Origin of the sequence: Pseudomonas sp. GM55 (assembly GCF_000282395.1) — a bacterium.
Classification (GTDB): domain Bacteria; phylum Pseudomonadota; class Gammaproteobacteria; order Pseudomonadales; family Pseudomonadaceae; genus Aquipseudomonas; species Aquipseudomonas fluorescens_CC.
In genome coordinates this window covers 1-17,920 of record NZ_AKJJ01000135.1, presented here as the reverse complement: position 1 = coordinate 17,920, position 17,920 = coordinate 1, and the positions used below count along the sequence as shown (strand labels likewise).

Annotated in this window: 10 protein-coding genes; 3 read left to right on the top strand and 7 right to left on the bottom strand. The window is 61.0% G+C overall.

The window, feature by feature from the left end:
• Positions 1-54: 54 nt before the first annotated feature.
• A complete protein-coding gene (locus tag PMI31_RS25625; protein WP_008022345.1) occupies positions 55-1,122 on the top strand; it encodes an autotransporter domain-containing protein in 1,068 nt (355 codons plus the stop codon).
• 83 nt (positions 1,123-1,205) lie between these two features.
• Here PMI31_RS25625 and glgB read toward each other — a convergent pair whose 3' ends face one another.
• From glgB to PMI31_RS25610, 3 genes are all read right to left on the bottom strand, one after another.
• Positions 1,206-3,437 (bottom strand): 1,4-alpha-glucan branching protein GlgB, encoded by a 2,232-nt coding sequence (glgB, locus tag PMI31_RS25620; protein ID WP_008022344.1) that lies wholly within the window; start codon positions 3,435-3,437, stop codon positions 1,206-1,208.
• Positions 3,438-3,439: 2 nt separating this feature from the next.
• Positions 3,440-6,781: a maltose alpha-D-glucosyltransferase gene (treS, locus tag PMI31_RS25615; RefSeq protein WP_008022342.1), complete on the bottom strand. Its 3,342-nt coding sequence runs from the start codon at positions 6,779-6,781 to the stop codon at positions 3,440-3,442.
• 199 nt (positions 6,782-6,980) lie between these two features.
• The gene (locus PMI31_RS25610; RefSeq protein ID WP_008022340.1) at positions 6,981-8,978 is read right to left on the bottom strand and encodes an alpha-1,4-glucan--maltose-1-phosphate maltosyltransferase; all 1,998 of its coding nucleotides are present in this window, start codon (positions 8,976-8,978) and stop codon (positions 6,981-6,983) included.
• Positions 8,979-9,502: 524 nt separating this feature from the next.
• On the opposite strand from PMI31_RS25610, the gene ccoG reads away from it, so the two are divergent.
• Both ccoG and mapR read left to right on the top strand, forming a co-directional pair.
• Positions 9,503-10,915 (top strand): cytochrome c oxidase accessory protein CcoG, encoded by a 1,413-nt coding sequence (gene ccoG / locus PMI31_RS25605; RefSeq protein WP_008022339.1) that lies wholly within the window; start codon positions 9,503-9,505, stop codon positions 10,913-10,915.
• A gap of 137 nt (positions 10,916-11,052) precedes the next feature.
• On the top strand, positions 11,053-12,462 hold the full coding sequence (gene mapR / locus PMI31_RS25600; RefSeq protein WP_008022337.1) for a GntR family transcriptional regulator MpaR: 1,410 nt from the start codon (positions 11,053-11,055) through the stop codon (positions 12,460-12,462).
• Between the two features lie 149 nt (positions 12,463-12,611).
• On the opposite strand, the gene PMI31_RS25595 is transcribed toward mapR, so the two are convergent.
• From PMI31_RS25595 to PMI31_RS25580, 4 genes are all read right to left on the bottom strand, one after another.
• Positions 12,612-13,358: an SDR family oxidoreductase gene (locus tag PMI31_RS25595; protein ID WP_008022335.1), complete on the bottom strand. Its 747-nt coding sequence runs from the start codon at positions 13,356-13,358 to the stop codon at positions 12,612-12,614.
• 85 nt (positions 13,359-13,443) lie between these two features.
• The gene (locus PMI31_RS25590) at positions 13,444-15,561 is read right to left on the bottom strand and encodes a putative bifunctional diguanylate cyclase/phosphodiesterase (protein WP_008022334.1); all 2,118 of its coding nucleotides are present in this window, start codon (positions 15,559-15,561) and stop codon (positions 13,444-13,446) included.
• Between the two features lie 285 nt (positions 15,562-15,846).
• Positions 15,847-17,328 carry an efflux transporter outer membrane subunit gene (locus PMI31_RS25585; protein ID WP_008022333.1) on the bottom strand — a complete coding sequence of 494 codons (1,482 nt, stop codon included), beginning with the start codon at positions 17,326-17,328 and terminating at the stop codon, positions 15,847-15,849.
• A partial coding sequence (locus PMI31_RS25580; RefSeq protein ID WP_043302654.1) for an efflux RND transporter permease subunit occupies positions 17,325-17,920 on the bottom strand: 596 nt, incomplete at its 5' end. The genes PMI31_RS25580 and PMI31_RS25585, both read right to left, overlap by 4 nt.

The following is a 17,920-nucleotide window of genomic DNA, read 5'->3' as shown; positions in this document are numbered from 1 at the left end:
GGGTAGGAGAGACGCCAGAGCGAGATACCGCATGCGACTGCAAGGTAGACCGCCATGAGAATTTCACTCACCCCACAAGAGATCAAAGTCACTTTTTGCACCGTGTCGAGTTCACTCCTGTTGTGTTCCTCCCTGGAAATACAAGCCGCCCCTGACGAACAAGAAACAACGCCGTGGTATCGCCAGGACATCCCGACGCTCGGTCTGTCTACCCTTGCAGTAACGTACCCCGGTCAGTTCAGCGCTCATCCCGATCTGCGAAGTTCGAACCTGACCACCGAAGACGCCGCGCCCACGGTCTGGGAGCAACTTTACGGCCAACCCTCTCGCCAGGCACAAACCGACTTCCTTTCCCAGGGGCTGGCCGTTCCCGGAACCCACGAATTCAAAGGCCCGGCGATCCTCACCCTGCAAAGCGCCAGCGGCCATACGCAACGTGTCGGCCTGGTCGGCGGCACGCGCCAGTTCCAGCTCAACAACAAGGGCGCGCAGATCACCCCGGTCATGTCCGCCCCCAATAGCGACACGCTCAACCTCCAGGGGCAAAGCCTCGGCGCCTACTGGAGCCTGACCGGACCACAAGGCTGGCACGTCGACCTGACCGCCAGCGGTGGCCGGGTCAGCGGCTTCAGCCGCAACGAGCAGGGGACCCGAAGAGCCACCGAGGGCAGCGCGGTAACGTTGTCGGTGGAAGGTGGCATTCCCATCGGCCTTGGCGAAAACTGGGTGATAGAACCCCAGGCACAGTTGATCAATCAGCGCATCACCCTGGACACCCCGTATGCCGGATCCGGCAACTCATCTTCTACTGACCTGACTTCGTGGAGTGGCCGGGTCGGTGCGCACTTGAAAGGCAGTTACGACATCAACGGCCTGCCGGTCGAACCTTACGTGCGGACCAACTTGTGGCACACGGTGTACACCGGCAACAGCGTGACCCTCGATCAGGTGGACAAGATCAGCAGCAGCCGCAATTCCTCGACCGTCGAACTGGGTCTGGGCCTGGTCGCCAGAGTCACGCCGACCGTGAGTTTTTACGTCAGCGCCGATTACAGCAGCGATGTGGATGACAACGACTTGAATGGGTTGATTGGCAGCCTGGGTGTGCGGATGCGTTGGTGAAGGCGTGTTGGTCAGGTTGGCCCCTTAGCGAGCAGGTGCGGCGACCCGACCTGCTCACGAAAGGCAGCACCGCTAACTTCGGATCAGCCCTGCGGCCTTAACATCAACACCGCCAACGGCGGCAGATTCAACACCAACGACAACGCCTGGCCATGACTGGGTGCGTCCTCGGCGACCGCCCCGCCGCTGTTACCGTAATTGGAGCCGGCATAGATCGACGAATCGCTGTTGAGCACCTCGTTCCACTGCCCGGCAAACGGCACCCCGACGCGATAAGCCTCGCGTGGCACCGGGGTGAAGTTGGCCACCACCAACAGCGGCTTGCCGTCCTTGCTCCAGCGCAACCACGCATAGACGCTGTTGATCGCATCATCGCCAATCAGCCACTGGAAACCCTGCGGCACATCGTCCTGCTCATGCAGCGCCGGCTCTTCGCGGTACAGGTGATTGAGGTCGGCCACCAGTTTCTGCACGCCCTTGTGCTCGGAGTATTGCAACAGGTACCAGTCCAGTTGCTGGTCGTGGTTCCACTCGCGCCACTGACCGAATTCGCAGCCCATGAACAGCAGCTTCTTGCCCGGATGTGCCCACATGAAGCTCAGGTAGGCCCGCAGGTTGGCGAATTTCTGCCAGCGGTCACCGGGCATCTTGTCGATCAGCGAGTGTTTGCCGTGCACCACTTCGTCGTGGGAAATCGGCAGGATGAAACGCTCGGACCAGGCGTACACCAGGCCGAAACTCAGCTCGTTGTGATGATGGGCACGGTAGACCGGGTCTTGCTGAATGTAGTGCAGCGAATCGTGCATCCAGCCCATGTTCCATTTGTAGGCAAAGCCCAGGCCGCCCTGTTGCGTGCCCTGGCTGACGCCCGGCCATGCCGTGGATTCCTCGGCGATGATCAGTGCACCGGGCGCTTCCAGGGCCACCACGTCGTTGAGGTGGCGCAGGAAGTCGATGGCTTCCAGGTTCTCCCGGCCGCCGTGGCGGTTCGGCACCCACTCGCCAGCCTTGCGCGAGTAGTCGCGGTACAGCATCGAGGCCACCGCGTCGACCCGCAGGCCGTCGACATGGAAATGCTTGAGCCAGTGCAGCGCCGACGCCAGCATGTAACCGTGCACTTCGGTGCGGCCCAGGTTGTAGATCAGCGTGTCCCAATCCTGATGGAAGCCCTCCTGCGGGTTGCCATACTCGTACAGCGCCGTGCCGTCGAACTGGGCCAGGCCGTGGGTATCAGTGGGGAAATGCGCCGGCACCCAGTCGAGGATCACTCCGAGCCCGGCCACATGGCAGGCGTTGACGAACGCGGCGAACTCGTCCGGCGTGCCATATCGCGCACTCGGCGCGAATTGCGACAGCAACTGATAACCCCACGAGCCGCCAAACGGGTGCTCCATGATCGGCATCAGTTCGATGTGGGTGAAACCGAGGTCTTTTACATAGGGAATCAGCCGCTCGGTCAGTTCGGGCCAGGTGTACTGGCGAGACACTTCGCCCAGATCGTCCAGTTCACATTGCCACGAACCGGCGTGCAACTCGTAGATCGACAATGGCGCCGTCACCCGCTGGCGGTCGCCTCGACCCATCATCCAGTCCTGATCCTGCCAGTCGACCTTCAAGGGTGAAGCGACTTTCGAGGCAGTGTCCGGTGGCAGGCTGGTGGCCAGCGCCATGGGATCGGCCTTCAACGGCAGAATGCCGTGGGCGCCGAGAATCTCGTATTTGTAGGCGTCGCCCGCTTGCAGGCGCGGGATGAACAACTCCCAGACACCGGTGGGATGACGCAGGCGCATCGGATGCCGGCGCCCGTCCCAGACGTTGAAATCTCCGACCACCGACACTCGCCGGGCATTCGGCGCCCACACGGCGAAACGCACGCCGTCGACGCCGTCCACGGTCTTCAGTTGTGCGCCCAGGCACGCGCTGAGGTCACGGTGATTGCCTTCGGCAAACAGGTACAAGTCCATTTCGCCCAGCAACGGGCCGAAGCTGTAAGGGTCTTCGGCCGTTTGCTCGCCGCCGGCCCAACGGGTGCGCAGCAGGTACCCTTGCACTGGGCCGAAATGCCCGACAAACAACCCCGGCGTCTCTGTGGCCTCAAGCTTTCCAAGCTCCTCGCCCGAATCTCTGGCCAGCACTTCCACACTCAGGGCGCCCGGCAGATAAGCGCGAATGAACTGCCCGCCGACGCCATCACCATGGGGGCCGAGAATGGCGAAAGGATCGATATGCTCGGCGCGCACCAATGCATCGATATCCCGTGCGCTGGGCAGTAGCGCTTCTTTGTAATGACCCTGTTCCTTGTTCGAGACACTCATGACTACTCTCCACCAAGATCGGAAAAGGGTTTAAGCCCACTCAATAATCCATACAAACCGTGCAATGGCACGGGCAGCCAGGTGGGGCGATTTTCCGCCTCATAGGCCACTTCATACGCCGCCTTCTCCAGACCGAACAACGCCAGCGCGGCGTCCTCGCCTTCGGGATCTTGCCATGCATGGGCAAGACTAGCTGCCGCCAACCGATAAGCGTCGACAAATGCTTGCCGCGCCTCGCTCAAGTAGCGCTCGGTGACCCGCAAACGCGCAGTAGCGGCTGCAGCCGTGTTGTCGACGCCCTGTACATTGATCGCCATCGCCGCCGCATAGTCGAAGGAGCGCAGCACGCCGCTGACATCCTTGTACGGGCTGTGCTTGCCCCGTCGTTCTTGCAACGGCCGTGCCGGTTCACCTTCAAAGTCGATCAGATAGGCATCGCCCTTGATCACCAGCACCTGCCCCAGATGCAGGTCGCCGTGCACGCGAATGCGCAAACCACCCGCGGTCTTTTTGCCCAACGCTTGTACATGACCAAGAATGACCTTTTTGTTGTCCAGCAAATGGCTGACCAGGTTCTGGTCCGCCGTATCCAGTTGACTTTCATGTTGCTTGAGCAAGTTCAGCGCATGCTCGATTTGCGCCGCGACATCCTTGGCCGAGGCCAGCGCTTCCTTCTGCGTGGTGACCTGCGGCAAGAAATCCGGGTGGGTACCCGGCGCTGCCAGTACCTGATGCATTTCCCCCAGGCGCTGACCGAGCATAGCGGCGAAATCTTTCAGTTCGCCGAGCGCGTTGTAATGTTGCTCCTGCTCGGACACCGCGTTGGCCAGCTCATCGCGAAGCGCCCGCTCGAGGTTGTTCTGGGTCCACTCCCAGGCGTCCCCCTGATTACTCAGATAGCCTTGGGCAATCATCAGCAGGTTGTCTTCACCCGCCGTATCCCGACGCACCACCGCCCCCAGCAATGGCGAAATATTGCCGAACCCGGCTTGCGTCAGGTACGCGCTCATTTCCAGTTCAGGATGCACCCCGGAGGCGACCTTGCGGATCAACTTCAGCACCAGGCTATTGCCGATCACCACCGAACTGTTGGACTGTTCGGCGGACAGATAACGTACCGGCGACTCGGAATTGAGGCCGAGTTTTTCAAGCTCCGCGGTGGACTCGAAGCGGATGTCGCCATCGCTGGACGCCAACACAGTGCCGGCCTGAATGCCCTGCAACACGGCATGCACAAAAGTTTCCAGGCTGAAGGCATCGGTGATCAGACCGACCTGGCGCCCTCGCCGTACCCGCGACAACGCCAATTGCTGCGGCAACGGCGTACCGACCTGGTCTTCCGGGATAAAGCCGAACGGCAACTGGTAGCGGCTGCTCTGGCCAGCGCTGGTGACATTGATCTCACTGAACAGCACCGGATGCTGCGGATCGCCGAACCGCACGCCATAGGCCAGATCAACCTGTTCGATGGCAGCGTCCTTGCCGGCAAACCAGCGGCGGTTCTGCAGCCAGTTCGGCAGGATGCTTTGCTCCAGCGTGGTCCTTGACGGCGCTTCGAGCAGCTCTTCCATGCGTTTTTGCAGCACCAGCGTAGTGAAGTCCGGCAGGCTTTGTGCGGGCTCAACGTGCCAGCTTGGCATCTGGTTTTCCGCGGCCAGACCGAACCAGTAAAAGCCGTAAGGCGCCAATGTCAGGAGGAAATTCAGCTGGCCGATGGGCGGGAACGCGTTACCCCCGAGCATTTCCACCGGCACCATGCCGACGTAGGCCGACAAATCCAGCTCGGCGGCCTGGGCACTGCGCGACACGTTGGCCACGCACAGAATGATTTCGTGCTTGCCGTCCACCCCGGTGTATTCACGGGTGTAAGCCAGGATCCGCCGGTTGCTGGGCGAAAGCATCTTCAACGTACCGCGCCCGAAAGCCTTGGATTGCTTGCGCACGGCCAGCAGGCGCCGGGTCCAGTTGAGCAGCGAATGCGGGTCGCCGGCCTGGGTTTCGACGTTGACCGACAGGTAGCCATATTGCGGGTCCATGATCGGCGGCAGCACCAGGCTGGCCGGGTCGGCGCGGGAGAAACCGCCGTTGCGGTCGATGGACCATTGCATCGGCGTACGCACACCGTCGCGGTCGCCGAGGTAGATGTTGTCGCCCATGCCGATTTCGTCGCCGTAATACAGGGTCGGCGTGCCGGGCATGGACAGCAGCAGGCTGTTGAGCAGCTCGACCCGACGGCGGTCACGTTCCACCAATGGCGCCAGTCGGCGACGAATCCCCAGATTGATCCGCGCGCGACGGTCGGCGGCATAGTAGTTCCAAAGGTAGTCGCGTTCCTTGTCGGTGACCATTTCCAGGGTCAGCTCATCGTGATTGCGCAGGAAGATCGCCCATTGGCAGTTGGCGGGAATATCCGGGGTCTGGCGCAGAATATCGGTGATCGGGAAGCGATCTTCCTGGGCCAGCGCCATGTACATGCGCGGCATCAGCGGGAAGTGAAAAGCCATGTGGCATTCGTCGCCATTCAGGCCTTTTTTATCGGTTTGGCCGAAGTACAGCCGGGTGTCTTCCGGCCACTGATTGGCCTCGGCCAGCAGCATGCGGTCGGGGTAGTTGGCGTCGATTTCCGCGCGGATCCTTTTCAGGACGTCATGGGTTTCCGGCAGGTTCTCGTTGTTGGTGCCGTCGCGTTCGATCAGGTAGGGAATCGCGTCCAGACGCAAACCGTCGATGCCCATGTCGAGCCAGTAACGCATCACCGACAGCACCGCTTTCATGACTTGCGGGTTATCGAAATTCAGGTCTGGCTGGTGGGAGTAGAAGCGGTGCCAGAAGTATTGGCCGGCGACCGGGTCCCAGGTCCAGTTGGACTTTTCGGTGTCGAGAAAAATGATGCGGGTGCCGTCGTATTTCTGATCGTCATCGGACCACACGTAGAAGTCCCGCGCTGCTGAACCGGGCTTGGCCTTGCGTGCGCGCTGGAACCACGGGTGCTGGTCGGACGTGTGGTTGATGACCAGCTCGGTGATCACCCGCAGGCCGCGTTTGTGCGCCTCGGCAATAAAGCGCCTGGCATCGGCCATGGTGCCGTAGTCACTGTGCACGCCGCGGTACTCGGCGATGTCATAACCGTCGTCACGCCGTGGCGAGGGATAGAACGGCAACAGCCAGATGGTGTTGACGCCCAGGTCGGCGATGTAGTCGAGCTTGGCGATGAGGCCGGGAAAGTCGCCGATCCCGTCGTTGTTGGAGTCGAAATACGATTTGACGTGAACTTGATAGATCACCGCGTCCTTGTACCAGAGCGGATCCTTGATGAACGTGGCTGCCTTGGGTTTCTTCGCCATTTGAAACTCCTGGTCAATTCAAAGTAACCACCACAGAGCCGGGAAACTTTGGATGGGACGCCTGCCTCCTGCAGGAGCCGGCTTGCCGGCGATCGCGGTGTGTCAGGCGTCATCCATGTAGATTGATGTGCAGCCATCGCCAGCAAGCCGGCTCCTACAGGTCTACGTTGCCCTCTCGCCACAGATGTCTGTGATGTATTTATGAGGCGGTAATGCGCCAGATCCCGAACGGCTGGAACGCCGGGTCGATCCGCATGAACTGGTTTTTGCCGTGCCAGGTCCAGCGATGACCATTCATCAAGTCTTCGCCCTGGGTGCTGGCATGGTCGGGCAGGCCCAATTCCCATAACGGCAACTCGAAGTTCGCCTCCTGCACGTTGTGCGGATCGAGACTGACCGCCACCAGAATAAAGTTGCTGCCGTCGGTGCTACGTTTACCGAAATACAGGATGTTGTCGTTCCAGGCGTTGTAGACCTTCAGGCCCAGATGCGTGTGCAACGCCGGGTTCTGTCGGCGAATGCGGTTGAGCTGGGCGATCTCGGCAATGATGTTGCCCGGTGTGTTGAAGTCCCTGGGGCGGATTTCGTACTTCTCGGAGTCGAGGTACTCCTCCTTGCCCGGCACCGGCGCCGACTCGCACAGTTCGAACCCCGAATACATGCCCCACAGGCCCGAGCCCATGGTCGCCAGCACCGCGCGAATGAGGAACCCGGGGCGCCCGGATTCATGCAGGAACGCCGGGTTGATGTCCGGTGTATTGACGAAAAAATTCGGCCGGTAGCACTCGCGCCAGGGCGACTCGTTGAGTTCGCTGAAGTAGCTCGCCAGTTCGGCCTTGGTGTTGCGCCAGGTGAAATAGGTGTAGCTCTGGGAGTAACCGACCTTGCCCAGACGCGCCATCATTGCCGGGGTGGTAAAGGCTTCGGCGAGGAAGATCACCTCGGGGTACAACGCCCGTACATCGGCGATCAACCACTGCCAGAACGGCAAGGGCTTGGTGTGCGGGTTATCGACACGGAAGATCTTCACGCCCTCCTCGACCCAGCCCACCACGATATCGCGCAACTCCAACCACAGGCTCGGAATCGCCTCCGGGGTATAGAAGTCGACGTTGACGATGTCCTGGTACTTCTTCGGCGGGTTCTCCGCGTATTTGATCGTGCCGTCGGGCCGCCAGTTGAACCAGCCAGGGTGTTGCTTGAGCCACGGATGGTCCTGGGAACACTGGATGGCGAAATCGAGGGCGATTTCCAGGCCATGGGCCGCGGCGGCCGCCACCAGTCGCCGGAAGTCGTCGCGGCTACCCAACTGCGAGTGAATCGCCTCGTGCCCGCCCTCCTCGCTGCCGATCGCATAGGGGCTGCCCGGATCATCGGGGCCCGCCGTCAGGGCATTGTTCGGGCCTTTGCGGTAGCTGCGCCCGATTGGATGGATCGGTGGGAAATACAGCACATCGAAGCCCATGTCCTGGATCATCGCCAGCCGTGAATGCACGTCATTGAAAGTGCCATGGCGCGCAGGATCGTCGGTGATCGAACGCGGGAACAACTCATACCAACTGGCGAACTGCGCCAGTTCGCGCTCCACATCCACCGGGTACTCCGGGCTCAGGCTCAAGTACGCACGGTGTTCGACGCGGGCCATGAGGTCGGCACTACGCTGGTGCAAAAACAGTGCGACCTGCTCGGTTTCGAGCAGTCCTGACAGTTCATGGTGCAAGGCCGCCAGTTGCTCGCTGAGCTGCCCTTCGCTGCGTTCGGCGGCTTGTAGCACATGAATCCGCCCTTCCTGAAGTTCCAGGCTTACCGGAACGGCAGCCGCATGCTTCTTTTCCAGCTCATAGCGAAAACTGGCGAACTGATCGATCCAGGCTTCGATACAGAACAGATAACGGCCCTGGCTGTCGACACGGAACCGCCCTTGCCAACCATTGTTGCCCAGGTCGTTCATGACCGCGCTTTGCCAGACGTCCTCGTCTTCAGCCCGCCAGCGCACACGAACCGCCAGCTTGTCATGCCCGTCGGCGAAGACCTTGGCCGTCACCACCACATCCTGCCCCACCACAGCCTTGACGGCGAACTGCCCGCCTTCAAGGGTCGGCATGATGTTTTCCATGACGATACGCGGCAGCAACAACGCCTGCGACAGCGGCATGTGCGGGTTGTAGCTCAACTCAGTCGGTTTTTCAGCCGTCATCGAGCCTCTCTCCTTACGCCCCATGGACGCGCTTGTGTCAGTTCGCCATCCCGGCGGGCCATCCGCCTCGGGATTCACTCACTTAGGTTCCGAGCGACAGCCACCGTGAAAGTTCATCCGCAATTTTCGCAATCAAACCCATCGCGCAGCGGTCAACCAACCAGTCCACCTACTTAAGCACGACTCACGCCATGTGCCACTGGAGGTTTGAACAATGCATTCCCGGCTGCCCCAAGGCCAACAACTACTGAACACCGCCGTCGCCTCCCTGCCCAGTCCGGCCGTGACGCCGGCACTTGAAAGCCATCGACGGTGATTCGGTGATTTGACTGACGTTGATCAACACCTACCTCAGCTGTTTTGCATAGGCGTTTGCGCCTTTGTGCGACGGGTGCTTCAAGTTGTCGCAGGCCGTGCAGTCATCGCCATCTGATCCGCTTTTTAATGCAATACCTGAGTCTGTTATGCAAACAGATCTCCACTCATAGTGCTCATGCCTGATGGAGGCTGATGAGCGAAAGACCATGAGCGAGAGAATCCCCGTCCGAACCGTAGAAACATTCGAGCCTTCGCGTCCAAAGATGAAGGCCAGAACCAGCGACAACCTGATCCACACCCGCAGCTTCACCGGACTGTTCCGCAACCTGCGCATCAGCGGCGCGGGCTTTCTGTTTTTGCTGTTCTTCGGCACCGTGTGGTTGAACTGGGGCGGTCGCCAGGCGGTGCTCTGGGATCTTTCCGAAAGCAAATTCCATATCTTCGGTGCGACCTTCTGGCCACAGGATTTCATCCTGCTGTCGGCGCTGTTGATCATTGCCGCGTTCGGTCTGTTTGCGATCACCGTCTTCGCGGGGCGGGTCTGGTGCGGCTACACCTGCCCGCAAAGTTCGTGGACCTGGATCTTCATGTGGTGCGAGAAGATCACCGAAGGCGAACGCAACCAGCGGATCAAGTTGCAAGCAGCGCCATGGGGCCTGAACAAACTGATGCGTCGCGCGGCCAAGCACACCTTGTGGCTGGCCATCAGCCTGCTGACCGGCCTGACCTTCGTCGGCTACTTCACGCCGATCCGGCCGTTGACCGAAGAGCTGCTGACCTTTCAAATGAGCGGTGTCAGCCTGTTCTGGGTGCTGTTCTTTACCGGCGCCACGTACATCAATGCCGGCTGGCTGCGTGAAGCGGTGTGCATGCACATGTGTCCCTACGCGCGGTTCCAGAGCGTGATGTTCGACAAGGACACCCTGACCATTTCCTACGACGTGGCCCGAGGCGAAAACCGTGGCCCGCGCAAACGCGAGGTCAAGCCCGCCGAAGTCGGCTTGGGCGATTGCATCGATTGCCAGCTCTGCGTACAGGTCTGCCCGACCGGCATCGACATACGCGATGGTTTGCAGATGGAGTGCATCGGTTGCGCCGCCTGCATCGACGCCTGCGATTCGATCATGGACAAGATGGGCTACGCCCGCGGATTGATCAGCTATACCTCCGAGCACCAGTTGCAGGGCGGCAAGACACACCTGCTGCGCCCGCGCCTGATCGGCTACACCGCCGTACTGCTGGTGATGATCGCCGCGTTGGTGGTGGCGCTGATGGAACGGCCGATGGTCTCGCTCGACGTCAGCAAGGACCGGGGCCTGTTCCGCGAGAACAGCCAGGGGCAGATCGAAAACATCTACAGTCTGAAGGTGATCAACAAGACCCAGCAGCGTCAGGACTATCAATTGCGCCTGGTCGATGCCGATGGATTCGAGTTGCAGGGCAAGACCGGGTTGAGCCTGGCACCGGGCGAGATCGTCGATGTGCCGGTGTCGGTGGTGATGCTCACGGAGCGTCCGGCCAGCAGTTCGCAGAGCCTCGGTTTCAAGGTGGTCGACAGCGATGAGCCTGGCGTCTACAGCGTGGCGAAGAGCCGGTTTGTTGCGCCGATGAATCGCTGAGCCATTACACTGCGGTGCTGCCATCGCGGGCAAGCCCGCTCCCACAGGTATTGCATCGCACATGTGGGAGCGGCGGTGCGACTTGCCCGCGATGAAGTCACCTCGATTTTCTTGAATGACAACCTTTCGGGCACTCGATGAAACGCTACGAAAAATTCGCCGACGACATCGCAGAACTGATCCGCACCGGCGTCCTCGGCCCGGGCCAGCGTGTGCCGTCGGTACGCTACGCCAGCCAGACCTACGGTGTCAGCCCGTCGACGGTGTTCCAGGCCTACTACCTGCTGGAACGACGTGGACTGATCCGCGCCCGTCCGCGCTCCGGTTACTTCGTCAACGCCCATGCGCCACGGCCGTTTTCCGAACCGGAGATCAGCAATCAGGTCAACGAGTCCACCGAAGTCGACGTCAGCGAACTGGTGTTCTCGGTACTCGATTCGATCAAGGACCCCAACACCGTGCCCTTCGGCTCGGCATTCCCCAGCCCGACGCTGTTTCCCCTGCAGCGCTTGTCCCGCTCCCTGGCCAGCGCCAGCCGCGAAATGGACCCGCGTATGGTCGTCACCGACATGTCGCCCGGCAACCCGCAACTGCGTCGGCAAATCGCCCTGCGCTACATGGTCGGCGGGCTGATGCTGCCCATGGAAGAACTGCTGATCACCAACGGTGCACTGGAAGCCCTCAACCTGTGCCTGCAAGCGGTGACGGAGCCCGGCGATCTGGTGGCCATTGAAGCCCCGGCGTTCTACGCCTGCCTGCAAGTGCTTGAACGGCTGAAACTCAAAGCCGTGGAAATCCCCGTACACCCGCGCGATGGCATCGACCTCGGCGTGCTAGAACAAACCCTTGAGCGCTATCCGATCAAGGCCTGCTGGTGCATGACCAGCTTCCAGAACCCCATGGGCGCGACCCTGCCCGAGGCAAAGAAACAGCAGCTTGTGGAGCTGCTGCGCCGCCATCAAGTGCCGCTGATCGAAGACGATGTTTACGCCGAGCTGTATTACGGCCAGCAAGCACCGAAACCGGCCAAGGCGTTTGATACCGAAGGCCTGGTGATGCACTGCGGCTCGTTCGCCAAGAGCCTGGCCCCCGGTTACCGCATCGGCTGGGTCGCCGCCGGACGTTATGCGCAGAAAATCGAACGACTGAAACTCATGACTTCGCTGTGCGCGTCGATGCCGGCCCAGGCAGCTATCGCCGATTATCTGCAACACGGTGGCTACGACCGGCATCTGCGCAAACTGCGCCACGCGCTGGAAGACCAGCAAAGCGCCATGCTCGCCGCCATCGCCCGGTATTTCCCGGCGCAGACGCGGGTGAGCCAGCCAGCGGGCGGGTACTTTTTATGGCTGGAACTGCCGGAACAGATGGATTCGCTGAAGTTGTTTCAGATGGCACTGGCGCAAGGCATCAGCATTGCACCGGGGCCGATCTTTTCGCCGACGCAGCGGTTCAGGAATTGTATTCGGTTGAATTATGGGAGCCCGTGGACCGAGGATTCGGAGAAGGCGATGGAGACGTTGGGGCGGATTGTGCGGTCGTTCTAATCGTCAGGGGTTGCCTCAACCATCGCCTTCGCGGGCAAGCCCGCTCCCACAAGGGATCTCCGGTGAACACAAAATCTGCGTACTACAGAGATCCCTGTGGGAGCGGGCTTGCCCGCGAAGAGGCCAGCACTGACAACGCAAACCTCAGATCAACGCCCACCACCAAGATCGACGAAAGTCCCCGTCGCATAAGACGCCTTGTCCGACAGCAACCAGACAATCGCCTCCGCCACTTCATCCGGCCGCCCGCCCCGCGCCATCGGAATCGCCGATTCCAGTTTGCTGACCCGATCCGGATCACCGCTCAAGGCATGGAAATCGGTATGGATGTAGCCGGGGCGCACGGCATTGACGCGAATACCCTCGCCTGCCACTTCCTTGGACAGGCCGATGGTGAAGGTGTCCAGAGCGCCTTTGGAGGCGGCGTAGTCGACGTACTCGTTGGGCGAGCCCAAACGCGCGGCCACCGAGGACACGTTGACAATGCTGCCGCCCTGCCCGCCATGTCTGGGTGACATGCGCAGGATCGCGTGCTTGGCACAGAGGATCGGCGCCAGGACGTTGGTTTTCATGATTTTGAGAATGCGGAACTCGGACATCTCGTCGACCCGGGACTTTTGCCCGACGGTGCCGGCGTTGTTCACCAGCGCAGTGACCCGGCCCAGTTCACTGTCTACCCGATTGAACAACGCGATGACTTCGTCCTCGATGCTGACGTCGGCCCGTACAGCAATGGCTTGCGCACCGAGGGCGCGGACTTGCTCCAGCACGCAGAGTGCAGCCTGTTCATCGGCCTGGTAGTTGATGCAGATCCGATAGCCCTGCGCGGCGGCCAACAGGGCGGTGGCGGCACCAATGCCGCGGCTGCCGCCGGTGATGACGATGACTTTGTCCATTCGAGCTTTCCCCCAATTCAAAGCTTAAGCGGTCGGGGCAAGAATAACCGTCATTGGCGGTTTTTGCATGGCTACCCATCAGCTGTCATGTCATCGACATTTCGCGCCCGGCACTGGCTTTCAACGGCTCGACCAATTGCTCCCCGCGATGGATTTCCACCATGAAACCCGCAGCCGGCAGCGGATGCCCCAGCAGGTAACCCTGCAACGAATCGCAACCGAGTTGCGTCAGGAAGTCCTGCTGTACACCCGTCTCCACGCCTTCGGCGACGATGCGCAACCCCAGCGCCTGGCCGAGGGCCACGATGGCTGAAACGATGGCGGCGTCATCGCTGTCGTGCTCCAGGTCCCGGACAAAACCGCGGTCGATCTTCAGCTCGTTGGCCGGCAGGCGCTTGAGGTACATCAAACTCGAATAGCCAGTGCCAAAATCGTCGATGGACAGGTCGACGCCCATTTCCGACAGCTCCTGAAGCACTGTCATGCTCGCATCGGCATCGCTCATGGCGGTGGTTTCAGTGATTTCCAGGGTCAGGCTGTTGGCCGGCAAATGATGAGTCGCCAGGGCCTTGGCGACGCTCTGGACCAGCCCACTATGGCAAAACTGAATGGCTGAAAGGTTCACCGCGATGCGCCAATCGGTGTAGCCCAGCACGTACCACTCGCGCATCTGCCGGCACGCTTCGTTGAGTACCCACTCGCCGATCGGAATGATCAGCCCGGTTTTTTCCGCCAGCTCGATGAATTTGTCCGGCAACAGCATTCCGTGCGTCGGGTGCTCCCAGCGCAACAAGGCTTCGGCGCCTACCGGCCGGCCATTGGCAGCGTCGAACTTGGGCTGGTAATGCAGGCTGAATTCCTGAAGCTCCACCGCACTGCGCAAGTCCTGCAGCAATTGCAGCTGTTTGCGGGCATTGCTGTTCATCGAGGCATCGAAAAAGCTGTAGCCGTTTTTACCCGCGCCCTTGGCGTGATACATCGCCGCGTCGGCGTTCATCAGCAATTCCTCGGCGGACTGCCCATTACCCGGGTAGAGCGCAATGCCGACGCTGGCTGAAATGTGCAAATCATGTTCGGCAACCCGAAACGCGCGCCCGATCAACCCGACCTGACGGGCCGCGAGGTTCAAGGCGTCAATCTGCTCGCTCAATTGCACCAGCAACACGAACTCATCGCCGCCGATCCGCGCCAGGGTGTCCTGGCTGCGCAAGTCTTCGCGCAGGCGCTGGGCCACTTCGCGCAACAACAGATCACCCATGTGGTGACCAAAGGCATCGTTGACCGGTTTGAAGCCATCCAGATCGATGAACATCAGGGCAAAGCAGCCACCCTCTTCCCGGACCCGCGACATCGCCTGATCGATACGATCGGCGAGCAGCATCCGGTTCGGCAACCCGGTCAGGGTGTCGTGCAGGGCCAGTTGGGTCAGTTCACGGTTGGCCTCGGTCAGCGACTGGGCCAGGCTTGCGGTGCGGGCTTCCAGGCGTGCATCGAGGATCGAGGTCAACAAGGCAATGCTCAGCACTGCCAGCGTGGTGACCAGCACCAGATTGTCCAGGCCCTTGCCGGTCAGGCCATTGACCGCCGCCCCGCAAAAACTGCCATCGGCAAAGCGTGCGGCGGCCATCCCGGTGTAGTGCATGCCGACGATGGCGATGCCCATGATCACGGCGGCCCCGCCACGGATCAAACGGACATAAGGTGTGTGCTGGCGCAAATGGAAAGCAATCCACAATGCCGCGCCCGATGCACCGACCGCGATCAGAAGCGAGGCGCCGAACAGCGTCGGATCGTAGTCGATGCCCGGTTGCATGCGCATGGCGGCCATGCCGGTGTAGTGCATCGCGCTGATGCCGGCGCCCATGACCAACGCGCCAAAGGCCAGTTGCCAGGCCGGCAATTGCGGTTGACTGACCAGCCACAGCGCAAAACCGCTGGAGAGCACTCCGATCAGCAGCGACAACAGGGTGATCGCGCCGTCGTACCCCAGGTCGATCGGCAACTTGAACGCGAGCATGCCGATAAAGTGCATCGACCAGATGCCGATGCCCATGGCAATGGCCCCGCCCGCGGTCCACAAATGCACGGCGAGGCCTTTGGCGGTGGCAATGCGTCCGGTCAGGTCGAGTGCGGTATAGGACGCGAGAATCGCTACGCAGAGGGAAATGATGACCAGGGTGGGGGAATAGCTACCGATGAGCATGGGGACTTCTCGCGAATGCCCCCTCTAATGGTATTGATTCTCGCTGGGGGCAAATGCGGCGATTGTACTGATTCCGATTGAGAACGCACTCACAAAATAGGCAAAAGGCCATCAGACCGATGAAACGCTTGTTTTAAGGTTAAACATTAACTCTCGTCGAGCGCAAAACCCGTAGGAGCTGGCTTGCCAGCGAAGGCGGTGTGTCAGGCGACAACAATGTTGGACCTGATGACCTCTTCGCTGGCAAGCCAGCTCCTACGGGGATTACAGCGTTCGACGACGACGCTATTGGCTATCGCTCACCTGAAGCTGCCCATCCCAGCCACCCCCCAACGCAGCGATCAATTGCACGCTGGCAATCAGGCGGCTTTGCAACAGGTCCAGGTTGCTGCGCTCATTGCTCAGCGCCGCCGCCTGGGTCACCACCACATCGATGTACGCGATCAAACCGGCCTTGTACTGGTTCTGGGTCAGGCGCAACGATTCACGGGCGGCGTCCAGTGCCTGCTGGCGCACAACAGCTTCGTCTTCAAGCACCTTGAGCTGCACCAGGAAGTTTTCCACCTCGCGAAATCCATCCAGCACGGTCTGGCGGTACTTGGCCACTGTTTCGTCATAGGCCGCCTCACTACGGTCGACCTCTGCCGAGCGCTGCCCGCCGTCGAACAGGGTCATGGCCAATTGCGGCCCGACCGACCAGAAGCGGTTCGGCAGGCTGATCCAGTTGGCATAGGTGCTGCTGCTGTAACCGCCGTTCATGTTCAATGTCAGGTCAGGGAAGTAGGCGGCCTTGGCCACACCGATGTTGGCGTTGGCGGCCATCACCGAGCGCTCGGCGGAAGCGATGTCCGGGCGACGCTCCAGCAACTGCGAAGGCAGCGCCGGCGGTACTTGCGGCAACGGCGGAATATCCTGGCTTTCCGCCAGGCTGAACTCCGCCGGCGGTAAGCCGATCAGCACGGCGATGGCGTTCTCGAACTGGGCGCGCTGCCAGATCAGGTCGACCATATCGGCTTCGGTGCTCTTGAGCTGAGTCTGGGCCTGGGCCACGGCGTCCTTGCCGGATACGCCTGCCCGGTACTGGTTCTCGGTCATCTTCAGCGAGCGCTGATAAGCCTCGACTGTGTCCTGGAGCAGGCGCTTCTGACCATCGATCACGCGCAATTGCAGGTAATTCTGCACCAGTTCCGACTGCTGGCTCAGGCGCATCGCCGCCAGATCGGCAAAGCTGGCCTGGGCATTCGCGGTATCGGCTTCAAGGCCGCGGCGCAGTTTGCCCCATACATCCGCCTCCCAACTGACACCCGCCTGGGCGGAGTAGGTGTTGCGAATACCGCTGGACGAACTGCTCAGGCTGGAGCTGCTGCTGCCGGTGCCCTGGCTTGAACGGTTCTTGCTGACGTTCAGGTCGACCGTCGGGAAAAACGCCCCGCGAGCGCTGCGTACCAAGGCCTGGGCCTGACGATACTGCGCTTCGGACTGGGCGACGGTCTGGTTGGAACTGTTGAGCTTTTCGATCAGGTCATTGAGCTGCCGGTCGCCATACAACTCCCACCACGCGCCGCGCGCCAGGGCATCGCTGGGATTGGCCTGGCGCCAGCCCTCTGCGGCCTTGTACTGCGCCGGCTCAGCGGTTTGCGGGCGCTGGTAATCCGGGCCGACGGCGCAGGCACTGAGCATCGCCACACACAGTGACAGGCTCAACAGGCGCGAGCCTCGAGCCGCGATCAGCGGTGCAGCCAGGTTGAAAAGCGAACGTTCAGTCATAGCGGAGTTTCCAGAGCAGCATCGGTACGCACCCCACGCCATTTATTGAAGCGATGGCGCAGTTTGTCGAGATAGAGGTAAACCACCGGGGTGGTGTAAAGCGTCAGCACCTGGCTGAAAATCAGCCCGCCAATGATGGTCAGGCCCAGCGGCTGGCGCATTTCCGCCCCTTCGGCGCGGCTCAGCAACAACGGCAAGGCACCGAGGATCGCCGCCAGGGTGGTCATCAGGATAGGTCGCAAACGTTGCAGGCAGGCGTTGCGAATCGACTCCAGCGGTGCCATGCCCTGCTGACGCTCCAGCTGCAACGCCAGGTCGATCATCAGAATGGCGTTCTTCTTCACCACACCGATCAACAGAAACAGCCCCAGCAAGGAAATCAGGCTGAACTCGCCGCCCAGCACATAGATCGACAGCAACGCGCCGACCCCGGCCGACGGCAACGTGGACAGGATGGTCAGCGGATGAATGTAGCTTTCGTACAGCACACCCAGCACCAGATACACCGCCACCAGCGCGCCGAGAATCATGAACGGCTGGCTTTTCTGCGTAGCGGCAAAGGCATTGGCGGTGCCGGCCATTTTCGCGATCA

Excerpts from the sequence above, each read along its gene's own strand:
- ccoG (WP_008022339.1), top strand. The coding sequence starts at position 9,503 with ATGAGCGAGAGAATCCCCGTCCGAACCGTAGAAACATTCGAGCCTTCG.
- treS (WP_008022342.1), bottom strand. The coding sequence starts at position 6,781 with ATGGCGAAGAAACCCAAGGCAGCCACGTTCATCAAGGATCCGCTCTGG.
- glgB (WP_008022344.1), bottom strand. The coding sequence starts at position 3,437 with ATGAGTGTCTCGAACAAGGAACAGGGTCATTACAAAGAAGCGCTACTG.
- PMI31_RS25585 (WP_008022333.1), bottom strand. The coding sequence starts at position 17,328 with ATGACTGAACGTTCGCTTTTCAACCTGGCTGCACCGCTGATCGCGGCT.
- PMI31_RS25590 (WP_008022334.1), bottom strand. The coding sequence starts at position 15,561 with ATGCTCATCGGTAGCTATTCCCCCACCCTGGTCATCATTTCCCTCTGC.
- PMI31_RS25595 (WP_008022335.1), bottom strand. The coding sequence starts at position 13,358 with ATGGACAAAGTCATCGTCATCACCGGCGGCAGCCGCGGCATTGGTGCC.
- mapR (WP_008022337.1), top strand. The coding sequence starts at position 11,053 with ATGAAACGCTACGAAAAATTCGCCGACGACATCGCAGAACTGATCCGC.
- PMI31_RS25625 (WP_008022345.1), top strand. The coding sequence starts at position 55 with ATGAGAATTTCACTCACCCCACAAGAGATCAAAGTCACTTTTTGCACC.
- PMI31_RS25610 (WP_008022340.1), bottom strand. The coding sequence starts at position 8,978 with ATGACGGCTGAAAAACCGACTGAGTTGAGCTACAACCCGCACATGCCG.